The 23,805-nt window shown below is 57.6% G+C and carries 19 protein-coding genes; 5 read left to right on the top strand and 14 right to left on the bottom strand.

Features of this window, described 5'->3' with window-relative positions:
* The first annotated feature begins 36 nt into the window (after nt 1-36).
* On the top strand, nt 37-2,157 hold the full coding sequence (locus GVI59_RS04815; RefSeq protein WP_194299029.1) for a prolyl oligopeptidase family serine peptidase: 2,121 nt from the start codon (nt 37-39) through the stop codon (nt 2,155-2,157).
* An 88-nt stretch (nt 2,158-2,245) separates the two neighbouring features.
* On the opposite strand, the gene GVI59_RS04810 is transcribed toward GVI59_RS04815, so the two are convergent.
* The 6 genes from GVI59_RS04810 to GVI59_RS04785 all read right to left on the bottom strand — a co-directional run bounded on the left by GVI59_RS04810 (nt 2,246) and on the right by GVI59_RS04785 (nt 8,475).
* A complete protein-coding gene (locus GVI59_RS04810) occupies nt 2,246-3,295 on the bottom strand; it encodes a CorA family divalent cation transporter (RefSeq protein WP_173573167.1) in 1,050 nt (349 codons plus the stop codon).
* Nucleotides 3,296-3,560: 265 nt separating this feature from the next.
* The gene (locus GVI59_RS04805) at nt 3,561-4,919 is read right to left on the bottom strand and encodes an ATP-binding protein (protein WP_173573166.1); all 1,359 of its coding nucleotides are present in this window, start codon (nt 4,917-4,919) and stop codon (nt 3,561-3,563) included.
* Between the two features lie 14 nt (nt 4,920-4,933).
* Nucleotides 4,934-5,722, bottom strand: coding sequence for a response regulator (locus tag GVI59_RS04800; protein ID WP_173573165.1), 789 nt, complete (start codon nt 5,720-5,722; stop codon nt 4,934-4,936).
* Between the two features lie 83 nt (nt 5,723-5,805).
* Nucleotides 5,806-6,897 carry a tRNA 2-thiouridine(34) synthase MnmA gene (gene mnmA, locus GVI59_RS04795; protein WP_173573164.1) on the bottom strand — a complete coding sequence of 364 codons (1,092 nt, stop codon included), beginning with the start codon at nt 6,895-6,897 and terminating at the stop codon, nt 5,806-5,808.
* 72 nt (nt 6,898-6,969) lie between these two features.
* Nucleotides 6,970-7,284: a ferredoxin family 2Fe-2S iron-sulfur cluster binding protein gene (locus GVI59_RS04790; RefSeq protein WP_173573163.1), complete on the bottom strand. Its 315-nt coding sequence runs from the start codon at nt 7,282-7,284 to the stop codon at nt 6,970-6,972.
* Between the two features lie 24 nt (nt 7,285-7,308).
* Nucleotides 7,309-8,475, bottom strand: coding sequence for a cysteine desulfurase family protein (locus GVI59_RS04785; RefSeq protein ID WP_173573162.1), 1,167 nt, complete (start codon nt 8,473-8,475; stop codon nt 7,309-7,311).
* A 262-nt stretch (nt 8,476-8,737) separates the two neighbouring features.
* Here GVI59_RS04785 and GVI59_RS04780 point away from each other — a divergent pair, with 262 nt between their 5' ends.
* Together GVI59_RS04780 and GVI59_RS04775 are read left to right on the top strand one after the other, a co-directional pair.
* Nucleotides 8,738-11,038 carry a TonB-dependent siderophore receptor gene (locus tag GVI59_RS04780; protein WP_173573161.1) on the top strand — a complete coding sequence of 767 codons (2,301 nt, stop codon included), beginning with the start codon at nt 8,738-8,740 and terminating at the stop codon, nt 11,036-11,038.
* Between the two features lie 326 nt (nt 11,039-11,364).
* The gene (locus GVI59_RS04775; RefSeq protein WP_194299028.1) at nt 11,365-12,798 is read left to right on the top strand and encodes a PepSY-associated TM helix domain-containing protein; all 1,434 of its coding nucleotides are present in this window, start codon (nt 11,365-11,367) and stop codon (nt 12,796-12,798) included.
* Between the two features lie 380 nt (nt 12,799-13,178).
* On the opposite strand, the gene thiC is transcribed toward GVI59_RS04775, so the two are convergent.
* Entirely contained in the window at nt 13,179-15,017 is a 1,839-nt protein-coding gene (thiC, locus tag GVI59_RS04770) for a phosphomethylpyrimidine synthase ThiC (RefSeq protein WP_173573160.1), read from the bottom strand.
* A 517-nt stretch (nt 15,018-15,534) separates the two neighbouring features.
* Between thiC and ung the strand changes: the two genes are divergently transcribed.
* Nucleotides 15,535-16,236, top strand: a complete 702-nt coding sequence (gene ung, locus GVI59_RS04765; protein WP_173573159.1) for a uracil-DNA glycosylase — start codon at nt 15,535-15,537, stop codon at nt 16,234-16,236.
* Between the two features lie 5 nt (nt 16,237-16,241).
* Here the strand turns inward: ung and rimI are convergent, their stop codons facing one another.
* From rimI to GVI59_RS04735, 6 genes are all read right to left on the bottom strand, one after another.
* The gene (gene rimI / locus GVI59_RS04760; protein ID WP_173573158.1) at nt 16,242-16,709 is read right to left on the bottom strand and encodes a ribosomal protein S18-alanine N-acetyltransferase; all 468 of its coding nucleotides are present in this window, start codon (nt 16,707-16,709) and stop codon (nt 16,242-16,244) included.
* Entirely contained in the window at nt 16,706-17,410 is a 705-nt protein-coding gene (tsaB, locus tag GVI59_RS04755; protein ID WP_338422064.1) for a tRNA (adenosine(37)-N6)-threonylcarbamoyltransferase complex dimerization subunit type 1 TsaB, read from the bottom strand. Before tsaB ends, rimI begins: the two co-directional genes overlap by 4 nt.
* Nucleotides 17,407-17,988: a malonic semialdehyde reductase gene (locus tag GVI59_RS04750; RefSeq protein ID WP_173573156.1), complete on the bottom strand. Its 582-nt coding sequence runs from the start codon at nt 17,986-17,988 to the stop codon at nt 17,407-17,409. Before GVI59_RS04750 ends, tsaB begins: the two co-directional genes overlap by 4 nt.
* Before the next feature lie 218 nt (nt 17,989-18,206).
* On the bottom strand, nt 18,207-18,917 hold the full coding sequence (locus GVI59_RS04745; protein ID WP_173573155.1) for an ABC transporter ATP-binding protein: 711 nt from the start codon (nt 18,915-18,917) through the stop codon (nt 18,207-18,209).
* The gene (locus GVI59_RS04740) at nt 18,914-19,930 is read right to left on the bottom strand and encodes a FecCD family ABC transporter permease (protein ID WP_173573154.1); all 1,017 of its coding nucleotides are present in this window, start codon (nt 19,928-19,930) and stop codon (nt 18,914-18,916) included. Before GVI59_RS04740 ends, GVI59_RS04745 begins: the two co-directional genes overlap by 4 nt.
* Complete coding sequence (locus GVI59_RS04735) at nt 19,927-20,937, bottom strand: ABC transporter substrate-binding protein (RefSeq protein WP_242012951.1); 1,011 nt, start codon at nt 20,935-20,937, stop codon at nt 19,927-19,929. Before GVI59_RS04735 ends, GVI59_RS04740 begins: the two co-directional genes overlap by 4 nt.
* 285 nt (nt 20,938-21,222) lie before the next feature.
* Between GVI59_RS04735 and GVI59_RS04730 the strand changes: the two genes are divergently transcribed.
* Complete coding sequence (locus GVI59_RS04730; protein WP_173573153.1) at nt 21,223-21,738, top strand: Rrf2 family transcriptional regulator; 516 nt, start codon at nt 21,223-21,225, stop codon at nt 21,736-21,738.
* A gap of 90 nt (nt 21,739-21,828) precedes the next feature.
* On the opposite strand, the gene thrS is transcribed toward GVI59_RS04730, so the two are convergent.
* The gene (gene thrS / locus GVI59_RS04725) at nt 21,829-23,757 is read right to left on the bottom strand and encodes a threonine--tRNA ligase (RefSeq protein ID WP_173573152.1); all 1,929 of its coding nucleotides are present in this window, start codon (nt 23,755-23,757) and stop codon (nt 21,829-21,831) included.
* Between the last annotated feature and the right edge of the window lie 48 nt (nt 23,758-23,805).

Raw genomic sequence — 23,805 nt, 5'->3', positions numbered from 1 at the left:
TTTTTACACCGTCCGGCCTGGGGAATAGGTCTGATCATGGCGCTGTCAGTTTCGTTGACTGTTCCCGCCGTTGCTCAACACTCTGAAACGCTACCCTCTGGTGTTCCAGCCTTTCTTGATGAGATTCATGGTGCGGAGGCTCAGGATTGGGTCGAACGTCAGAACCGCAAGACTGTTTCCGTGCTGGAAGCGGATCCGCGATATCGGGATCTTTACGATCAGATCCTTTCCGCCGAGCAGAGCAGGAACCGTCTTGATGAACCAGAGTTTCTGGGCGGAAACATCTGGAATTTCTGGCAGGACGGACACCATCCGCGTGGAATCTGGCGACGCACTACTCTCGCGTCCTATCGTCAGCTGCTGACAGGCTGGCAAACGAAACTGGATGTCGACGCCCTTGCTTCCAAAGAGCATGAAAACTGGGTTTTTGAAGGCGCTGACTGTCTCAGGCCAAAAGATCGCTACTGCCTGATCTCTCTTTCGTCCGGGGGGGAAGATGCCCGGACACTCAGGGAATATGATACGCAGGCCGGTCTGTTCATTCTGAACGGTCTGACTCTGCCCCGCGCCAAGCAGACTGCAGCCTGGGTCGATCGTGACACGCTTCTGGTGGGGCGTGACTGGGACGGAACCGGCGATATGCTGACGACATCCGGATATCCATTCGTGATCAGGCGCGTTATCAGAAATGAGCCTTTTGATCAGGCGCTCGAGATCTACAGAGGTGAAAAGGACGATGTCGCCGTTGATCCTCTGACCGTAACAGATGGTGATGGCAACAGGATCTTTCTTATCCGGCGTTCTCCGGCATTCTTTTCCAGTCGGTTTGCCGTGCTCGAAGGGATGGAGACTGCTTTTCAGGGCAGGCAGAAGGGAACACTGCGCTGGCTGACATTACCTGATCGGGTTGATCTGAAGGGAATGATCCACGGAACGCTTGTGTTCAGTCTTGAAGAAGACTGGACACAAGCCGGTGAGAACAGCATTCCTGCTGGCAGTCTTGTCGCACTCGATCCGCACGATCCTCAGGCCAAACCGGAAATTCTGTTTGTTCCTGATTCCGGAAAAGTTCTTGAAAACGCGGCCGTCACCAGAAATACGATCATCGTGACCTATCTGGAGCATGTGCAGGGGCGCGCCATGGTTCTGCACGCCTCCCCGGACGCCAAGAATCGCTGGCATCAGGTGGTTCTGCCGCTCCCGGACATGTCATCCGTTCATATTGTCGATACGGATCAGTCTTCCGACGCAGCTTTTCTGAAAGTGGAAAGTTTTCTGTCCCCACCACAACTCTGGCTGGTGGGCACCACTCAGCCGGGTCTGGAAAAAATACGGCAGATAAAACCGCTGTTCAATGCGGATGAACTTGCAGTCGAGCAGCTTCAGGCACGCTCGCCCGATGGAGCCGAAATCCCGTATTTCCTTGTTCGCCCAAGGAATATGACACGGGATGGCACGCACCCAACCCTGCTGACAGCATATGGCGGTTTTCTCTCTTCCGTTACACCCCGGTATGATCCTGTCATCGGCCGCGCATGGCTGGCTCATGGCGGCGTCTATGCCGTCGCCAATATCCGTGGTGGCGGAGAGTTCGGTCCGGCCTGGCACGAAGCCGGAAAAACGATCCATCGTCAGAAGGTCTTTGACGATTTTACCGCTGTTGGACGCGATCTGGTGAAAAGAGGAGTAACGTCCCGAGACAGGCTGGGTATCCGCGGCCGGTCGAATGGCGGACTGCTCATGGGCGTCGCTTTTACGCAACATCCTGAGCTATGGAGAGCGGTGATCATCGGTGTGCCGCTTCTCGACATGGTCAATTATGAAAGCCTCGCCGCAGGGGCTTCCTGGGCCGACGAATACGGATCAATGAAAAATCCTGACGAGGCCCGCTTTCTTCAGTCAATCTCACCTCTTCAGCATCTGAAAGCTGATGTGAAGTATCCCACGCCTTTCATTTTCACCTCAACCTCCGATGATCGTGTCGGTCCGGTACATGCGCGGCGGTTTGCTGCGAGACTGGAAGCGCTCAAAAAGCCGTTTTTCTATTATGAAGATGTAGAAGGCGGGCACTCGGGAACTGTGAATGCGGAAGAAGTCGCGCATGAACGGGCGCTTGAGGCGGTCTATCTGGTGCAGCAGCTTATGTCAGGTCAGTAAATGTCCAGCCGTCTCCTGGAAACAATCTGTCTATCTCTCAGCTTTTCTGTATCAAAAAACTTTTGACTGAATGAAAGCCGATCAGACTTTACAGCAGACGGGTCACTTTCAGAACCAGCCATGTTCCCAGCATGATCAGGAAGCACAGCCCTCCGGCAATGACGGTTCCCCATTCACCGCTGGTCAGAAACATGCCGGCGGTGTTCATACCGAAGAAGCCGGTCACGAATGTTGCCGGCAGCATCAGGGTCGTACCGACAGAAACGATGTAAAGCCGTCGGTTCGTTTCTTCCGCCTGCCCCGATGTCAGTTCGTCCTGCAATGACCGGGCGCGATCCTGAAGCGCCAGAAGGTCATCCAGCGCGCCGTGGATCTGCCGCTCGGACCGGTCTTTCAGATCATCCTCGGCCCATTCCGGAATTTCCAGTTCCTCATCATGAAGTATACGATTGACCGGCGAGATGACACGACGCAGTTCGGTCGAACGACGACGCACCTGACCGAGCATGCCGCCCATGCGGCCAAGATCCGTATCGCGGTCGAGCAGCAGCAGCACGTCTTCGGCGCGATCAAGCTGGTCATCCAGACGGGAGAGCGTGCGCCGGGCCGTATCGGCGAATTCCAGCAACGCCATGTCCACAAGACCCGCCGGGTTATCCGGCATTTTCTTGCGATGCAGTTCCCTATAGACGACGCCAAGAGCCGGGACCGGATGCCGACGTGTTGTGATCAGCAGATTGGGACGCATGGCGAAGCGCCAGACACAGACATCGCGGTCGTCATCCGAAGCGGCATCATCGAAAGCCGGAAGAGCGCCATAAACCAGATCATCGTCGCCTTCGAGACGCGGTCCGACATCCGTGCTCGTAAGGGTCTGTTTCGCATCGTCTGTCAGCGTGGGAATGGCTTCGACCTGCGCCCGTGAACGGGTGTGCACGATGTCGAAATGCAGCCAGGCCCAGCCTTCTGCCGGGAAGGACAGATCTTCCAGACACCGGGTCGCCTCTTCGGCTGATAGTTTGACCGGCGTGTTTTCCGACGCATTTTCAGGCTGGCAATGGATGGCCCACACCAGACCGTCGGCCAGGGCATTGTTGACCTCGGAGGGAAGCGGAATGGCTGCTCTGGTTGCTGGCATTATGTCCCCTCCTTTCATTCATGCTTCAGGAAAACGTGGCGGATGAGAGACAGAATGTCTCAATATCAATATGGGCAGTGATCTTGCACAGGATAGATTGACTGACAATGCATCGTCTCCGCCAAAGCACTGACATCTTTCCGGAGGAAGAGCGTGCAGACCGTGCATTTTGACAGAATTTCAGCCGGCTCCCCGCGAAGCGTGACATAAAACGGTCAACAAACTCGGTGGCGTCGGACTGTGCTGTCCGGTGAGACCGTCCCGATCAGGGGACAGGCACGCTGTGGAGGGGCAGAGTGACCTGTGCTCGCAGGCCGCCGCCCGGACGATTGTCCAGAGAGAACGTCCCGTCCGCCCGCTCCACTTCACGCTTGACGATGGCAAGCCCCAGACCAAGGCCGCCGGTTCTGCGCGAACGGGAGGCTTCCACACGATAGAACGGGGTTGTGACCCGGCTGATCTCCGTCTCCGGAATGCCGGGACCGTCATCGTCGATATTCACAATCACATGTCTTGCCGTCAGATGTACGGAAATGGCGGCTGATCCGGCATAATGCAAGGCGTTTTCAACAAGATTTGTGAACACTCTTTTGATGGCGAGTGACGGCAGCACGAGCGGCAGCCGGTCCGGGCCTTCATAGGTCACGGTGTCGCCCCGGTCCGTGGCGTTGTCCATGATGGTCATCAGGATGGCTGCCAGATCGGTCGCGCGTGTGGCTTCCCGTTCTTTCTCGCCCGAGAGATAGGCCAGCACGCCATCCACCATGGCTTCCATCTCGTCGATATCGGCTTCGATGGCGTCCTGCGCTTCCGTATCCCCGATAAAACCGGCGCGCAGACGCAGACGCGCCAGAGGCGTGCGGAGATCATGCGAAACCGCCGCAAGTGCTTCGGTGCGATCTTCGATCAGATGCGTAATACGGGTCTGCATCGCATTGATGGCGTGCGCCAGTCGCCTGACCTCCTTGGGGCCTTTCTCGGCAAGCGGCTCCCAGTCACCAGCCCCTATCGTGTCGGCGACGGTTGCGAGCGCCCGCAAAGGCAGGCTGAGCGCGTGAACCAGCATGGCTGCGACCAGCAGAACAGCCAGCGTGACAATGGCGGCAGTGGCCAGTCCCTGCGTGACGACGTGACTGCGCAGGATGTCCGGCGCGGTGAAGGAGATCTGGCTTCTGTCGTTCAGTTCGACCGTGCCGCCGATATCCGTCCAGCGTCCGGCTCCCCCCGTGTAGAGCTGCAACGCCGAATGGCCGAGAATGGGATTGGCCTTTACCAGCCGCGCATGCAGCTGGTTCATGCCCTTGGGCTCCTGATGAATCTCAAGAACAGCGGTGGCAGGCCGCCAACTGATACGCAGATCGTCCGTGGACAGCATGGTGGACAGCATCGCACGGGTATTGGCAGGCGCACCGTCAATCACGCGGACATCGGTGGCCAGCCGCTCCCCGATCAGGTCGAAGCGATCGCTGTCCTCGATATAGGCTTCCGCGTGCTCGTAGAGCGTCCAGCTGGCGACGAAGACGATGCCGATCGACGCCAGAAGCACGAACAGCACGCGTCCCATGAGACCTCGCGGCCAGAGACGGATCAGTCTTTCACGTGGAGCAGTGTTGTCCGGCTGCACGGAAATGTCCGCTGTCAGACCCGTTCAACCGGCGCGGTGAAGATATAGCCCTGTCCCCGAACGGTCCGGATCAGGTTGTCGGCTTCCGTGCCCAGCTTGCGGCGCAGACGGCTGACCAGCACGTCGATGGAGCGGTCTGACACGTCGCCAAGGCGGGTGCGGGAGAGTTCCAGCAGCCGATCACGGCCGATCACCCGCTGCGGGTTATCGAGGAAACTGACCAGCAGATCATGCTCGGCGCCGGAAATTTCGACCACTGCGCCGGAGGGATCGTACAGTTCCCGGCGGCGCAGATCGAGCGACCAGCCCGCGAAGTTGATGACTTCCTTGCGCTGACGTCCGGCGGCGATAGCCGGGGCCGCACTGTTCTGGCCACGGCGGAGGACGGCCCGCACACGCGCCAGAAGTTCCTTCTGCCCGAACGGCTTGGCGACATAGTCATCCGCCCCGAGCTCAAGCCCCAGAACACGATCGAGTTCCTCGCCACGCGCGGAGACCATGATGATGGGGATATGAGCGAAGGACGCGTCTTCCACGCCTCCCTTGATGCCGCCCTGCCGGAGACTGCGACACAGGTCGAGACCGTTCATGCCGGGCATCATCACGTCGAGGATGATGAGATCGGCAGTCTCGGTTTCAAGCGCTTCCCACATGGAGCGGGCGTCAGGAACCGCACGGATGCGATAACCGTCCGCCTGAAGCGTCCGGCTCAGAAGGGTTCGCATGCCGGCGTCGTCCTCAACTACGAGAATACGGGTTGGGAGATCCTGCAAATCGGCGTCGTGCGAGACTTGTTGATTCATTTTTTTCGCATGGTCCGGTTCGTGAAACAGACTGAAACTCTAGTCGCTTTATTGCTGGCAGTCGAGAAGAGCACGCAACTCTGCTATGCGAACTGCTCATTTGTGCGGCAGATCAGGCCTCCGCCCAGCACGCGGGTGCCGTCATACAGCACACAGGCCTGCCCCGGAGCGGGAAGCGCCGGCTCGTCCAGAATGACCTCGGCTCCGTCGCCGAAAGGCCGGACCGTCGCCGCACGGGGCTTCTCGCGGGCCCGGAGCTGCACCATGCACCGTACCCCCTCGCCACTGGCTTCGGTCGGGGGTGTGATGAGCCAGTTCATGTCCCGCAGGTGACAGACGGTGGCCATTGAACTTTCACGCGGGGCTACGACGATGCGTCGCTTGCCGGGCTCGATCGCCACGACCATCTGCCGCTCACCAGCGATCTGGGCCGCATCGCCGAGGCGCTTGGTCTGGCCGACGGTAAAGCGCGTCACGCCCTCATGGTGGCCAAGGACGTTGCCCTGACGGTCCACGATCTCGCCTTCACCGCGGGTGTCGGGGCGAAGCGTTTCAACCAGATCGGAATAATTGCCTTTGGGGATGAAACACAGATCCTGACTGTCCGGCTTGTCGGCCACCAGCAGACCAAACCGCTCCGCTTCCTGGCGCACGGCGTCCTTGTCGGGCATCTCACCCAGTGGGAAGCGCAGATAGTCGAGTTGGTCGCGGGTGGTGGCGAACAGGAACCAGCTCTGATCGCGGTCGGCGTCCACGGGGCGATGCATCTCGGCTCCGCTGGAGCCTTCGACACGACGGACATAGTGGCCGGTCGCCATGGCGTCCGCACCGATATCCTTCGCCAGACCGAGCAGATCGGTGAACTTCACGCCCTGATTGCAGGACACGCAGGGAACAGGCGTTTCACCCTGGGCATAGGAACTGGCGAAGCGTTCGATCACGCTCTGACGGAAGCGTTCTTCGGCGTCGATGACGTAATGCGGGATGCCCAGCCGTTCCGCGACTTCGCGGGCGTCCTGAATGTCACGTCCCGCACAGCACGCGCCCTTCTTGGCTTCTCCACGGGTGTCGTAGAGTTGCAACGTGGCGCCGATGACCTCATGCCCCTGTTCGACCAGACGCGCAGCGACAACGGAACTGTCGACGCCCCCGGACATGGCAACGAGAATACGCATGATGGTCAGACCCCTTTCACGGGAAGAACGTCCGGCCTCCGCCGTCGTTCTTCCGACGGGACCGGGGTGGGCTCAGCTTTTGCGAGGCAGACGAACGGTCAGGCCGTCCAGCGCATCGCTCATGATGATCTGGCAGCCGAGACGGGATGTTGCCTCAAGTCCGAAGGCGAGGTCCAGCATATCCTCTTCATCTTCGGTCGCTGGCGAGAGTTTCGGCGCCCATGACGGATCAACGATCACATGGCATGTCGCGCAGGCCAGCGATCCCTCGCAGGCGCCTTCCAGATCGACGCCGTGCTTGTGGGCAATCTCCAGAACGGAAAGACCAACAGGCGCATCGACCTTGCGCTCGGTACCATCGGGCTCGACGAAAATCATGTGAGGCATTTCGGAGTTCTCGCTCAGTCTGTCCTATCGGGTGAAGCGTTCTGCCCGCACCCTCTGTGCTGCGTCGGCAAGCAACTCTGCCACACGCACGATATCGGCGGGCGTGGTAAAGCGTCCGGGCGAGAGACGCAAGCTTTCCGCCGCTTCCGTGGGGTTCAGACCCATGGCCGTCAGCACGTAGGACGGGGCCAGATCCGCCGAGGAACAGGCCGATCCGACCGACAGCGCCATCTCTGGAAGCGCTTCCATGACCTGTGCCGCCGGAGCGCCGCGAAGGCGAAGGCTGATGATCCCCGGCAGGCGGCGGGCCTCTTCCGCGTTGATGACAAAAGGTGTCTGTCGTTCGCGCAGACCGTGAAACAGTTCCTGCGCGAGCGTGGAGAGGCGCTTGTCATCGGCCTGCCACTCAGTGCGGGCAATGCGGGCGGCCTCGCCAAATCCTGCGATCAGGGTGGAGGGGAGGGTGCCGGACCTTAATCCCCGCTCCTGTCCACCGCCCGAGAACAGAGGCTCCAGCCGGACGCGGGGGCGTCTGCGGACAAAAAGCGCGCCCACCCCTTTGGGACCGTACATCTTGTGAGCGGAAATGGAGGCGAGATCGAGATTTAGCGCCCTGACATCGATCGCCATCTTACCCGCCGCCTGCGCAAGGTCCGAATGCAGGAGAGCGCCTGCTTCTTTTACAATGCGCCCCAGACCGGGCAGATCCTGCATCACTCCCGTCTCGTTATTGGCGGCCATGATGCTGACCAGCGCCGTGGGGACGGTCAGCGCATCCCGAAGAGCGTTCGGATCGACCCGGCCGTTATGGTCCACGCCGAGAATGACGGGGTCGAAGCCTTCCTGCGCCAGATCCTGCACGCTTTCCAGAACACATTTATGTTCCGTCGCCACCGTGATGATGCGTCTGCGCCCGTCGCCCTGTCCGGCGCGAAAGCGCGCTGCTCCCTTGATGGCCAGATTGTTCGCCTCCGTCGCGCCGGAGGTGAAGATGATCTCTCTCGGATCGCCACCGACCAGCGCCGCTACATGCCCGCGCGCCAGTTCGACGGCTTCGGCGGCGCGTTTTCCGGGCGCATGGGTGTCGCTGTGGGGATTGGCGAATTCCTCGGAAAAGAGAGGCGCCATGACCGCCATGACGCGCGCATCGCATGGCGTGCTGGCGGCATTGTCGAGATAGATCTCCTGCATGGTTCTCTTTCATGACGACAGGGAATGAGGCTGTCTCAAGAAAATGGTCGGTGCTCTGCCGAAGCACAAGGGCGAGCCGATAGCATGGCGTTTTCAGAGGAGAGAGGAAAAAGTCTTCTCGAATAACATGTTGATAACAGCTCATTATTTTCAGACGCTAATTTTTAGATGATAATAATTCTTAGTTTCATGGACATTGCATGGCTGATATGTCACAAACCCGTGATCAGCAACGTCTCAGGTCACAAAGGTTGGCGTACAGATGCCTTCAGTATCCACTTCATTCAGGCATGCTCCCCGCTGCGGGATAACTGTTCTGGCTTTTCTGTCGTTCATGAGCGTGAACGCGCAGGCTGCTGTAACCGTTGATCCTGACGAGGATAAAAAACAGCCATCGCTCAGCGCTGGAAAAGCGGATTCAAAAAAGCGTGCTGATAAAAAGACCGATCTGAAAAAAAACGGATCCGAGGCGAATGAGGTTCCGGGAAGCATTGAACAGCTTCTGGTGCTGGGACGCAGGCCGAACGCCACGACGGACGGTACCGGAACCTATACGGTGCGCGCAGTCACCACGACAAAGATGCTGATGAAACCACAGGATGTTCCGCAATCGATTTCGGTCCTGAGCACACAGCAGATGAAGGACCAGAATCTGAACACGATCGATGCGGCGCTGAAGCAGGTCGCGGGCGTGAACGTCAATCTGTACGGTGATGGAACTGCTGGTTATTCTGCTCGAGGTTTTCAGTTACAGGCGCAGTATGATGGCGTGCCCACTTCCGGCAGCCTTAATCTCAGCCAGCAGTATGATCTGGCCATCTATGACCGGATCGAGGTTCTCCGTGGCCCCAGTGGATTGCTGCAGGGAGCGGGAACACCTGCCGGTAGTGTGAATTTCGTTCACAAGCGACCGACGGACCAGTTTCAGGCGAACGGTTCCTTTTCCGCCGGCTCCTGGAATAACTACCACGCCATGATTGACGTTGGCGGGCCCATAGGAAATTCAAAAATCGTGTCCACACGACTGGTCATGGCCGGGACGGATCGGGACTTCTTTTACAAGAACGCCTCGGATCGCCGCTGGACCATTTACTCTGCGACCGATTTCCGCCTGACGCACCATGATACGCTGAGCGTCATGGTGTCCTATCAGGGGAATGACACGACCCGTTTCATGGGGCTTCCACGCAGTGCTACGGGCGGTGACCTGAATCTGGCGCGCAGCACCTTCATTGGCTCCAACTGGAATACTTCCTCCGCGCCGATGGTGGAGGTTGAGGGGCAGTGGGAGCATGTCTTCAGTCATGGCTGGCGGGCGAGGGTGAATGGTCGTCACCGGACATCCGACACGACGCTGCAATATGCCTATGTCAGCAGCTACAATGCTGCCGCCCAGACTGCGAACTTCACCGCGGCGAACACGAAGTATAGCGAGGTCAATGACGGCGTTGATGGTTACTTCACCGGTCCGGTTCATCTGTTTGGCCAGACACACACGCTCATGGCCGGTGCCGATTACAATCATTACGTTTATCAGGGCGGCGGGGCCTCGCTGACGGCGACCAGCAATCCCCAGTTGAGGGGCATTTCCATTTTCTCGCCTGACCGGCTCTCATCCATCACACTGCCGACCATCAGGAACCGGTATCGTGAGCCGAGTGACCAGTGGGGTGTCTATGGTCAGGCGCTCATCAAGCCCGTTTCCACCTTTTCCATTCTGCTGGGCGGACGGATCAGCGGGTATGTGAGCAAGGAGCAGCAGCTTGGTCCGACACGCGGTCCGATGGAAACTTCCATCAACCAGCAGGGAATACTGACTCCCTACATTGGTGGGGTATGGCGCGTCATTCCGGCCATTTCACTCTATGCCAGCTATACGTCGATTTTCTCGCCGCAATCGGCTTACGATACACAGGGCCGTCTTGCGCCCGTCCGAGGCAACCAGATCGAGGGTGGCATCAAGGGCGATCTCTTTAATCACGGTCTCGGTTTTACGGTTGCTGGTTACAAGATCATCGAGCGGAATGAGTCGATCTATAACAGCAGTCTGGGCATGGTCTGCGGACCGTCTCACAACGACGACTGTTACCTGTCCACCGGCAAGACCCGCAGTCAGGGCGCTGAAGTGGAAGTTATCGGTCGTCCCGCTCGGGGATGGGATATCAATGCCAGCTATACCTTCAATGACAACACCATCCTGAACAATGGAAACGCTACTCAGGCGGGGCTGGCTTATGCGCCCAACTCTCCCCGTCATCTGTGGAAACTCTGGACGCATTATCGCTTCGAGCCCTATGTCGGCGCCGAGAACAATATCTGGAGCATCGGAGGGGGCATCAACGCCCAGAGCGGAACATTCGGCACCAATCGTCTTGTCACGCAAAAAGGCTATATAGTCGCGTCGGCCCAGGTCGGGTATCAGTGGAACCGTCATCTGGAAGCCACTGCGACGCTCAACAATATTTCCAACACACGCTATTATCAGCGTCTGGGAAATCTGAATTACTACAACTACTACGGAGAACCACGGAATTTCATGTTCACACTGCGCTCCAATTTTTAAAAGCTGAAATTACCCGTGATCCGTCAACGAAAAATAACTGTTGTTTCAACGCTCGCCATGACAGCACGTCTTGCGCTGTCTTTTATTCTGGCATGGACCTGCGTGCATTTCATTACTCTGGGATCGCCTCGCTGGGGAGCGGGAAGCCGCCATGACGCCACAATACTGGGACAGATGATTGCGGTCCTGCTTTTTCCAGCCCTGTTTCTGATCGCTTTTGGAAACTGGCGGAAATTTTCAGGTCCGATTTTTGTCAGTTCTACAGGTGTAGTTTTTTATCTTTTAAGTCTTGTGCAAAAATGATTCCCGATACGTTAAGAGCGCGTATGGGATGGCTGCATGCGTGGATAGGCTTTCTGTCCGGGCTGCTGCTTGTGTGTGTGTTCATCACAGGCACTCTGGCCGTGTTCGATACGGAACTGACGCGCTGGCTTCAGCCGGAGGTGCCCCCGACAGCCGCCGCACTGAATGATACGGCTCTCGATAAAATGCTGCCTTCTGTCAGGGTCCTTCTGTTGAAAGGAGAGAAGCCTTTTATCGCGCTGCCCTCAGAGCGCGATCCTGTCCTGCGTCTGTCCTATCATGATGGACATGAAGTCCTGACACAGCCTTTCGCTCCACAGAGCGGACAGCAGATAGCGACAAGGCAAACTGTAGGAGGCACATTCTTCTATGATCTGCATTACACTCTGCGATCAGGGAGCGTGGGCATCACTTTCGTCACCTTTGCCGGACTCATGCTTCTCACGGTTCTGGTTTCAGGCGTCATCATCCATCTGAAGGCGCTGATTCCGGATCTTCTTGTTTTAAGGCCGTTTGCAGCACGCCTTCGCGCATGGCTCGATGTGCATGTTCTGGCTAGTGTGCCGTTTCTGCCCTTCGTGTTCATGATGGCTTATACGGGAACTTTTCTGCATACACGATCCGTGTTGCCGCCAGAGTCCTATGTAAGTCTGGCGAAAGAGATGCTCGTTCCCTCTCCCCGGAAAAGCGGGCCTGCTTCTCCAGACAGGGAGGTGCCACAGCTTCCATCTCTCCCGCCTCTTCTCCATACAGCAGAAAAAACCCTCGGCATTGGTCAGGTCGGTTCCATTCTTTTCCTGCCAGACACTATTCTGTTTATGCGCACGGATGCTTCAGGACCTTTAAGGACCAGAGAGCATGTGGATTTTTCTTACGACAGCCACTTTGTAAGACATGTTCTTCTGACCAGTCCGCTCACCCGGACACAGCAGGTTATGGAGGGAATCCATTACATACGCTGGGGCGGTGCGGGAATGCGCTGGCTGTATTTCTTTTCCGGTTCAATCACGACAATCATGATTGCGAGTGGACTGATCCTTTTCCTGATGAAAAGACGGAAAACATCTGGTGATCGACCGCTCTTTCAACTGGCTGAGGGACTCTCCATCAGTGTTCTTGTTGGGTTGCCTCTCGCCTGTGCCGGATTGCTTTGGGGCAATCGTCTGATTCCACAAGGATATGAAAACAGGATCAACACAGAAGTATTGGTGTTCTTTTCCATCTGGACGGTTGCTGCATTTTTCGGATTTTCAGGATGCTTCATTAAAAAATCTTTTGAAACATGGAAAATTCTACTTGTTGCTTTTTCACTCCTGACGGTTGGTATTGGATTTCTGGATGCTTTGACCCGACCAGGGTGGCAACTGGTCCATACTCCAACGGTCTTCGCTGCCGTTGATCTGATAGCTTTCGGTATGGGGCTGATCTCTTTGCAGATAGCAAGGCGTCTCTCATGATTTTCATCTGTTGCCTTCTCTGGACTGTCAGTCTGTCGATTCAGGCTGCGGCTGATCTCAGGATGCAGAGAATTTCCGGATTTGAGAGACTGGTTCTGCCTCGCTGGGTCATGATTTTTCGCTGGATCTGTCCACTGACCGGGCTATGGCTTTGTGCAAATGAAAGCCTTTCCACAGCGATTTTCGTATGGCTTGGGACGTTTTCTGTAGCAGCCGTTCTGGTCGCAGTAGGTTGGGCCACCGGCTCACGTTGGAAACAGATAAGAAAACAGGTTTGATTCAGACGTCTTCTGTTGAAGCTTTTTCCAAAAAACTTCGGGGGCATGGTCCTTTAAAAAGACCATGCCCCCGAATATCAACAGATACCCTGAACCAACCGATTACTCGGCAGGCACATAAACCTTGCCGCCAGCCTCACGGAACTCGCGGCTTTTTTCTTCCATGCCGGCGATGCGTTGCGCATCGTCGCGGATATCCTGCGAAATCCGCATCGAGCAGAACTTCGGACCACACATTGAGCAGAAATGTGCTGTCTTGTGCGCGTCTTTCGGCAATGTCTCGTCGTGATAGGCGCGGGCCGTATCCGGATCGAGAGACAGCTTGAACTGATCTTCCCAACGGAATGAGAAACGCGCGCGACTGAGTGCATCGTCACGTAGCTTGGCGGAAGGATGCCCCTTGGCCAGATCGGCTGCATGGGCTGCAAGTCGGTAGGTAATCACACCAACTTTCACATCGTCGCGGTTGGGCAGTCCGAGATGCTCTTTTGGCGTGACGTAGCAGAGCATCGCCGTGCCGAACCAGCCGATCATCGCGGCGCCAATGGCGGACGTGATGTGATCGTAACCCGGTGCAATATCTGTCGTTAACGGGCCAAGCGTATAGAAGGGAGCCTCGTGACATTCCTTCAGCTGCTTGTCCATATTGGCCTTGATCTTGTGCATCGGCACATGTCCGGGACCTTCGATCATGACCTGACAGCCCTTCGCCCAGGCGATCTTGGTCAGTTCACCAAGCGTTTCCAGTTCGGCGAACTGCGCGGCGTCGTTGGCGTCGGAAATGGAGCCCGGACGCAGACCATCGCCGAGAGAGAACGAGACGTCATACTTGCGCATGATATCGCAGATGTCCGCAAAATGCTCGTAGAGGAAGCTCTCGCGGTGCTCCATCAGACACCAGCTCGCCATGATCGAGCCACCACGTGAAACGATGCCGGTCACGCGCTCGGCAGTCAGCGGAATATGGGCAAGCCGCACGCCTGCATGGATGGTGAAGTAATCGACGCCCTGTTCGGCCTGCTCGATCAGCGTGTCACGGAAGACTTCCCATGAAAGCTTGCTGACATCACCGCCGACTTTCTCAAGCGCCTGATAAAGCGGAACGGTGCCGATCGGTGTCGGAGCGTTGCGCAGGATCCAGTCGCGGATGTTGTGGATGTTCCGCCCTGTCGAAAGATCCATCACCGTGTCCGCACCCCAGCGGATCGACCAGACCAGCTTTTCCACTTCCTCGGCGGCGGAAGAGGTGACGGCGGAATTGCCGATATTGGCGTTCACCTTCACAAGGAAGTTGCGACCGATGATGACCGGCTCAAGCTCCGGGTGGTTGATGTTGGCGGGGATGATGGCGCGCCCCCGGGCGATCTCGTCACGTACGAATTCCGGTGTGACGAACTCTGGAATGGCGGCTCCGAAATCCTCGCCATCGGCCCGACGTGCGGCGGCGCCTTCGGCAGCTTTCAGACGGCCAAGATTTTCACGGTGAGCGACATAAATCATCTCCTCCGTGATGATTCCAGCCTGCGCGAATTCATACTGTGTGACATGCTTTGCCGCGCCTGCTTCGAGAACCGTATGGGGCGCAGGACATGGATCGACGAGGTTATCGCCGGTCGCGCCGCCATTGTCCTCCGGTCTCACCGTGCGGGGCGTGGCCTTGCTGAAGCCGCGTTTCGCTAGCCACTCTGAACGAACTTTCGGCAGCCCTTTCGCGACGTCGATATTGATGTTGGTGTCCGTATAGGGACCGGATGTATCGTAGAGGCGTACCGGTTCTTCGTTCGCTGATGGATTGAGTGCGATCTCGCGAAACGGCACACGAATCTCGGGGTGGTTTTCCGGGCTTGAATAGATTTTTCTTGAGCCCCAGACGGGACCTGTTGTGACATGGCCCGGTGCGGGAGCCTTGGTGTCGGGGCCTTTGGGTGTAATATGGTTCATGACGACGTCCTCGCGTGCTTGCGAAGAACGGGCCGAGCCGGATGGGTCTGCCGTGGGTATGGGGGCGCACGGCGCTGCTCGCGACCAGACCAGTCCCTCCGCCGGTATTAACCGGATCAGGTTCCCCAACGCTGATAGAAGCGCTGGCAGGGTCGCTGCGCCGTCCTTTGCAGAACATGCAGCCTCTCAGTTCCTCTGGCGGAACCCCCCTTGGTAGGCGCTATGAGGCAACAAACGTGGCTCACTGTCAATCAGTGGTTTGATTGGACACGGTGACTGTCAGAAACGTGATGTGTCTGTCTTGAGTGCAATACTTCGTTTTCTGCATACACGCTGTCTTTCGCGGCTCATTCCCAATCATGACAGCAAGGAAGATGTCTGCGGAAGCCGGAACATGCTTCTGCAGCAAAAACGGATGAAACAGAGGATTGATTCGGAGAGCCTGTAAATTCGCTGGATTGTCTGGCACCCTGACGCGGAGAGAACTCTTATTGATCTGAGGAAGGAAGCGCGGTTCATGGCAGAGGCAGGCATCAAACTGGACGAAAGCTGGCGTGTAGCCCTGCAGAAAGAGTTCGACTCACCTTACATGAAGGACCTCAAGGCGTTTCTTCAGGAAGAAAAAAAGGCCGGAAAGATGATCTTTCCGCGTGGCCCGGAATGGTTCCGTGCTCTCAACCTGACGCCTCTCGGTTCTGTCAAGGTCGTCATTCTCGGACAGGATCCCTATCACGGGGCGGGGCAGGCGCACGGTTTATGCTTCAGCGTGCGAAAGAACGTGCGTATTCCGCCTTCTCTCAAGAATATCTACAAGGAAATGCTGAGCGATCTTGGAATTCCTCCCGCTCATCATGGCAATCTGACGTCATGGGCCAGGCAGGGTGTACTGCTTCTCAACAGCGTGCTGACCGTGGAACAGGGACGTGCAGCGTCTCATCAGCGGCACGGTTGGGAGCGATTTACCGACGCGGTTATCGCCTGCGTCAATGAGCAGAAAACACCAGTCGTTTTCATATTATGGGGCAGTTACGCACAGAAGAAAGCGGCTTTTGTCGACAGTTCACGGCATCTCGTGCTGAAGGCCTCTCATCCTTCTCCCCTTTCGGCCCATACAGGTTTTTTCGGGCAGCGCTATTTTTCAAAAGCCAATGCTTTTCTGGCAGAGCATGGATTGAAGCCGATTGACTGGCGTCTTCCTGATGACCCTGAAGAAGACTGAGTGTTTTATACTGATCTGGAAATATCGCGCACCATGACGATGGCGTCCGAGCCATCGTCATAATAGCGTTTGCGGGTGCCTGCTGTGACAAAGTCGCACGTTCTATAGAGCGTTTCTGCTGATACGTTTTTTGTGGAAACTTCCAGAAACAGTCTTGTGATCTTCTTCCTTTCCAATTCCCGTTCGACTGTCTCAAGTAGTTTTCTGGCGACGCCACGCCGTCTCCATTCTGGCGAGACAGCCAGAGTCAGGATTTCGGCTTCATCCAGAACAGTTCTGATCAGGATAAAACCAACAGGTTCTCCCTGTAAGGATGCGAGAAACGCCTGCGTGCCGGGCGTAGCAAACAGCTCTGCAAACGCGCTTTCCGACCAGCGTGCAGTTCCTTCAAACGCGCTTGCATGAAGCGCCGCCAGAACAGCAGAAAAATTCGATCCACTTTCGGAAATGACAAGACCAGACAGAGGAGTCATTGAGGCCTTGCTCGCAGACCCGCAGCAGGTAGCCTGGCTTCCGGAGGATCGACATACAGAGGAAGAGCCGGGCGGGACGCGATATGGCCCTCTAACCGGCTCAGCCCAGCTTTTGCGATCTCCTGCATGGATGCCTCTCCCTGGATTGGAAAAGCCACGAGAGCGCCAGGAGCTTTAAGAAGAACATCATCAACGACATCCCCTGCGATCAGCCAGTGTCCTGAGGGCGCTTCCCAGTCGGCCTGTCTGACAGCAACGACAGAACCGGATGTCAGACTATCGGGAGCAGCGCTTTCAACAAACCAGCGACCACTTCTTGCCGCCATTACACAGAGCCATCCGTCAAGATCGTGCTGTGTAACATAAGCGGAAAGCGCGCTGGCCAGCGCCTCGCCCCGTGTCACGCCGACGACCGGGCAGTCACATCCAAAGGCCAGACCGGCTGCGAGAGAGCAGGACGTTCTCAAGCCGGTGAACGAGCCGGGCCCGATCACGACGACGACAAGGTCGGGCCGTTCCCATCGTGCATCTTTCAGAACCTCGTCCAGAAGGCAGGCCATGTTGCCAATGCCCTCATGTCCGACTTCGGTGCGGCAGGACAGAACCTGAAACGCACTGCCATCCTGTAATACGCAGGCCACACGCGCCTGCACAGTCGCTGGTGCGGCATCAAGCACGACAATGCGATGGGTGGTGGTCACAGGATGCGGCATGCTTCATCGAAAGGCAGGCGCGGCGCACGCGGAGTTTCAACCGGCTCGCCGTAACCGAGGCAGACGAGAAAATTTGCCCGCCATCCTTCTCCGGCCAGAAATGTGTCCTCGACGATGGACGCATCAAAACCGGACATGGGAAGGGCATCCAGTCCCAGAGCGCGCGCGGCCATGATCAGGTAGGCCCCTTCCAGCGAACTGTTCCGGAACGCGGTTTCTTCTGAAAGTCCTACGTCTGAGGCGAACCATGTGCGCAGATCCGGGTCGCAGCCCAGACGGGAGAAATATTCAAAGAAAAGCGGATCATATCCCACAATCGCCACGACAGGTGCTGTCATGGCCTTCTCGATGTTGCCCTGCGACAGCCCCTGTTTCAACCGTTGCTTTGCATCCTGACTGGTGAGAAAGACAAAGCGCGCGGGCGAGCTGTTGCCGGATGTGGGCCCGGTCTTCACAAGGTCATACAGCGCCCGAAGCGTGTCTTCCGGGATGGGCTGATCGGTCCACTTCTCCGGTGTCCGTGCCGTGCGAAACAGATGGTCCAGAGCACTCTCATCAAGCGACATAACGGCTTTCCTCACCACTTTCTGCCTGTGTGAATACCGTTGTGTGGATCGTGTTTCCAGTGACGAGTTTCTTTCTATGGATTTTCGTGATGGTCTTTTCGTAACGGCCTGTAGAAAATCCGGATGAAAATAAAAGTTTTCGGGCGTCGCCTTTTTTCAAGAAGGACGAAATTGTCCGAAGCTTTTTTCAAAAAGCTTCACCAAAAACTTCCATATGGTCAGGAAGCGTAAAGCGCCTCGATCTTTTCATCCGTCAGAACGTCTGCAGGAGACCCGCACTCCATCAGTCTGCCGCTTCGCATCAGTAGCGCCTCGTCAAAAATCTGGCGGGCCCTGATGGGATCATGCGTGGTGCACAGGATGGTGTAGCCGGTTCCGGCCAGTTCACGCAGCCGGGTCCAGAGCCGTTTCTGCTGTCCGAAATCGAGAGCGGACGCCGGTTCATCAAGCAGCAGCGTCCGCCCGCCCTGCGCCAGTGCCCGGGCAATCAGCACAGCCTGCTGCTCTCCTCCGGAAAGCTGCGCATAGGCCCGACCAGCAAGGTGAGCGATGTTCATGAGACGCAGGGCGTGTGCGACCGCCTCCTGATCGTCCTTGCCGGCAAGAAGGCCAAAGCGGGCATGGGACAGACGGCCCATGGCGACCATATCTTCGACCGAGTAGGCAAAGGCGACAGAGTGGGTCTGCGGCACATAGGCGATACGACGGGCCGTTTCACGGGGCGACAGGGTGGACAGGTCTTCCCCGTTCAGAAGCACCTTCCCTGCCACCTTCTCCAGACCAAGGACTGCGCGCAGCAGGGTTGTCTTCCCTGCCCCGTTGGGACCAAGCAGGCAGGCGAGAACGCCATCGCCGATCGTGAAAGATACATCGTCCAGCACCAACCGATGATCCCGCGTGCATGTGAGATGCCGAGCCTCAAGGGTCATCGCCAGTTGCCTCGCAGGCTGGTTTTTACACGCGGAAGCAGCAACAGAAACAGGATCACGCCGGACAGTTCGGTCATGATGCCCACCGGAATTTCCGCTGCTGAAAGGTTGCGGGCGAGATCGTCTGAAAAGGTCAGGAAGATCGCGCCGGTCAGGGCGCTCATCGGCAGCACGAGACGGTTGCCGGGGCCGACAAGCAGTCGGGCGATATGCGGGATGACAAGCCCGACCCAGCCGATGATGCCGGTCATGGAGACGGTCAGCGCACAGAGCAGCGTCGCCAGCGCCACGACCAGATTCCTCACGAGGCGCACAGGTACGCCGAGGCTGCGGGCTTCGTCATCCCCCATGCTGAGTGCATCCAGATATCGTCCCATGACGCACAGGGCGGCCATTGCGCACACCATCGGGACCGTGACCAGCGACAGGGTTTCGGGCGTGACGCGGGACAGGGTTCCAAGGAGCCAGAACACGATATCGGGAAGCTGGCTGTCGGGATCAGCCAGATATTTGAGGATCGACAGCAGGGACGTGAAAAGGGCGTTGCTGACCAGTCCACCGAAAATCAGCATCAGGACCGAACTGTCGCCTGACAGGCGGGCGATGCCGGTTCCGAGAAGCACGGCCAGCGTTGAGCTCGCAAACGCCGAGACGCCGATCATCCACTGCGGCATATGCAGCACGATGCCGAGCGCCGCCCCAAATCCAGCGCCGCTGAGCGCGCCGAGAATGCCGGGAGAGACTAGCGGATTGCGGAACACGGCCTGATAGGACGCGCCCGAGACGGAAAGCGCCGCGCCAGTCAGGAGAGCGGCACACAGTCGTGGCAGACGGATATGCGCCAGAACGGAACAGGCGACGCTGTGGCAGGCGGCTTTGGTGGTGCTGAAAGACGACAGGAGGAACTCTGAAAGCTCATGAAACGGTATGGGATACCGTCCGATACAGAGCGAAGCCGCTGCAACGATCAGGAGAAGGACGAATGTCGTTGCAAGAGTAGCCGGTCCTTTCATGCTGGAGGCTGGGCCGCCAGAATGCGTCGCGCTTCATCCTGCGTCAGATCATAAGAGAAAAAGCGGCGATAGAAAGCACGCGTGATCTCCACCATATCTGTTTCGTGAAAAAGCTCTGGGTGAATAACAGTCGCCGCCCACTGAATCTGCAGGGCAAATTCTGTTCCATACCGGTCCCACGGAAAAACACCGACGGGGTTGCGGTAAACCTTTCCCGCTTTCACGGCGTTCAGTTCATTCCAGACCGGTCCGTCAGTTTTTGGTTCAGGATCTCCGCTCATCCCACCCAGAATAATGATGTCAGGATTCCATGCCGCAATCTGTTCCAGAGAAACCGGGCGTTTGGACCCTTTGATCTCTCCTGCCGCGTTCCGGCCTCCGGCCAGACGGATCCATTCGTCAATCATCGTGCCCGCACCATCAACCTTCAGGGGAGAAAGCGAGAGAATGTGCAGCACACGCGGGCGGGATGTCTCGGGGGTGTTCGTCAGCCGGGATGCGAGAGTTTTCTGCGTCTCAGCGAGATAGGCGCGATAGTCATGCGCAATCTCCTGCGCATGGGGCGTTCCGAGAATAGTGGCGGTCAGATCAAGACAACTGAGTAATCCGGCCGTGTCGTGAAACTCGACGCCAACCGTGGGGATGCCGGTTTTCCGATAACTTTCCACACCCGAAAGAGAGGGAGTGGCAAAAACCAGATCAACGTGACCTGCCAACAGAGTTTCGGCAGTCGGTGTGGTTGAGGGTAACTGGGTGGCGTTACGCAGGGCTGGCGCCAGACGGTACATCCAGGGGGACATGCTCTCCCGCTCCACCGTCATGGCGATAGCCGATGCGCCTCCGAGCATGACAGGCAGTTCGTTATGCGCATACCAGAGATCCGCAATATGAGTGGGTCTGGCGGGTAATTCGCTGACCACGCCAGTCATGTCCGTCAGCGTTCTTGTTTCGGCCGAGGCGGGATACGGTAATGCCCAGACAGCGGCGGCAAGGGCGAATATTTTCATTTTCCTGAGAAAATATCTGAGCATACTCTGTTTCCTTGTCTGCCGTGCTCCGGGATATGTGCAGGGTCTCGTTCCCTCCGGATATAGACAGGAAGCGCCTGGACGTCGAGGACCGGCCGCGTTCCACAGATCGTTAATTTTTAGATAGTGGCATTACATAAGTTACAATTCGAGGATTTTGGCGCAGTTTTCCGGGAACCCTTTTGTTTCCTTTTCGTTAGATTTTTTCACGGGCCTGAGGGGCTCGGAGTGTAATTCCAGCTTCTGAAACGGACCTGTGGCGGCATGCGTCTGACTTTACATACGGACTATGCGCTGAGAGCGCTTATTTTTCTTACCTGGACAACGGATCGTCTTGCTTCCATTCGGGAAATTGCAACGACATACGGGATTTCTGAGAATCATCTGGTCAAAATTGTTCACAAGCTTGGCCAGCAGGGTTTTATTGAAACGGTTCGGGGTCGTAACGGAGGTATCCGGCTGGCTCGTGATGCAAGCCAGATATATGTAGGCGACGTTGTTCGCGTTACCGAAGAGGGACTGGATGCTGTTCCCAGCGCAAAAAAGGGACAATCGGCTGAAGAACCGGGCCGTCTTCTGCCTCAGAGCCGCTTCCGGGAAGTGGTGAACGTCGCACTGAAGGCCTTCATGGCTGTTCTTGATGAAACCAGACTGTCAGATCTGATTTTCGATGAGCAGAAGCAGATGCTCGGTATTGCCACCAGTCCCCGGTCACGTCTTTTCAAGCAGGATGAAAGCAGGGAAGAGGTCGTCAGGATTGCATCAACTACGGTGGCGTGAAATCCGATCTCTGTCACGTCCGTAAAACAGGTTTCGATCAAGAAAGGCTCCGGAGAGAAATCTCCGGAGCCTTTTTCAATGCAACAGATTTCAGCCCCGACGGATGTCCGGAGCCTTGGCTTCTTCCGACAGGCGCGTGACGGCCTCGTCCAGCGTCAGCATTTCCTGATCCGCGCCGCCGAGACGACGCATCGCCACCGTTCCGGCCTCCGCTTCCTTGCGGCCCACCACCAGAATGACCGGCACGCGGGCGACGCTGTGTTCGCGGATCTTGGCGTTGATCTTGTCCGCGCGGGTATCGGACTCGACCGTGAGACCGGCCTTGCGCAGACGGGCGACAACTTCTTCCGCGTAGGGCGCGGCGTCACTGACAATGCTGGCCACGACAACCTGCATCGGAGCCAGCCACAGCGGGAACTTGCCCGCATGCTGCTCGATCAGGATGCCGATGAAACGCTCGAACGAACCGAGGATGGCGCGGTGCAGCATGACCGGGCGATGACGGGCGCTGTCCTCGCCGATGTAACTGGCGTCCAGACGTTCCGGCAGCACGAGATCGACCTGTAGCGTGCCGCACTGCCAGTCACGACCGATGGCGTCACGCAGTACGAACTCCAGCTTCGGACCGTAGAACGCGCCTTCGCCGTGGTTATATTCATACTCCACGCCGGCGATTTCACAGGCCTGCTTGAGTGCGGCTTCGGCCTTGTCCCAGACCTCGTCGGAACCGGAACGCTGCTCCGGACGGTCCGAGAACTTGATGCGGAAATGCTCGAAGCCGAGATCCTTGTAGACCTCCGTCAGCATCTCGACGAACAGAACGGTTTCCTGCGCAATCTGGTCTTCCGTGCAGAAGATATGCGCGTCGTCCTGCGTGAAGCCACGCACGCGCATGATGCCGTGCAGCGAACCGGACGGCTCATAACGGTGGCATGCACCGAACTCGGCCATACGCAGCGGCAGTTCACGGTAGGAGCGCAGGCCGTGACGGAAGATCTGCACATGGCACGGGCAGTTCATCGGTTTGAGCGCGAGGGTCTTGTCCTCGTCCTCGACGGTGGCGATGAACATGTGGTGGCGATATTTGTCCCAGTGACCGGACGCCTCCCACAGAGCGCGGTCCACGAGCTGCGGTGTGCGGACTTCCTCATACCCGGCGCGGGTCTGGGCGCGACGCATGTAGTCCTGCAACGCCGTGTAGAGACGCCAGCCCTTGGCGTGCCAGAAGACCTGACCGACGGCTTCTTCCTGAATGTGGAAGAGATCCATCTCCTTGCCGATCCGGCGATGGTCGCGGCGCTCGGCTTCCTCAAGCTGGTGCAGATGCGCTTCCAGCTCTTTTTTGTCGCGCCATGCGGTGCCGTAAATACGGGTCAGCATGGGGTTGCGATGATCGCCGCGCCAGTAGGCACCCGCCACTTTCATCAGCTTGAAGGCGTTACCGACATCGCCGGTGGTGCGCAGATGCGGGCCACGGCAGAGATCGAGCCACTCGCCCTGACGATAGATCGAGATTTCCTCGTCACCCGGCAGATCGCGGATCAGTTCGGCCTTGAAGCGCTCGCCACGGTCCTCGAAGAACCGGATCGCTTCGTCGCGCGGCCATGTCTCACGGGTAAACGGTGCGTTGGCCTTGATGATCTCGTGCATCCGCTGCTCGATAGCCGTGAAATCTTCCGGCTTGAACGGCTCGTTGCGGTAGAAGTCGTAATAGAAGCCGTTCTCGATCGACGGGCCGATGGTGACCTGCGTGCCGGGAAACAGTGACTGCACCGCTTCCGCCAGCACATGGGCGGCGTCATGGCGGATCATCTCCAGCGCTTCCGTGTCTTTGCGGGTCACGAAGCGGATGGAGGCGTCCTGTTCGACAGCGCGGTCCATGTCGCGGAGCTGTCCGTCAACTTCGATGGCGAGCGCCGCCTTGGCGAGGCCGGGACCGATGGACGCGGCGATGTCCGTGCCCGTCACCGGACCGTCAAACTGGCGAACGGAACCGTCTGGCAGGGTGATGGCAGGCATGGACAGGTGCTCCAGGCATTGAATGAGGCGGACGACCGGGATGGGCGT

The organism is Acetobacter sicerae (genome assembly GCF_011516765.1).
In the GTDB taxonomy this organism is placed as follows: Bacteria; Pseudomonadota; Alphaproteobacteria; order Acetobacterales; family Acetobacteraceae; genus Acetobacter; species Acetobacter sicerae.
Note: the sequence above shows the minus strand (reverse complement) of the source record. Positions and strands in the feature narration are given on the sequence as shown.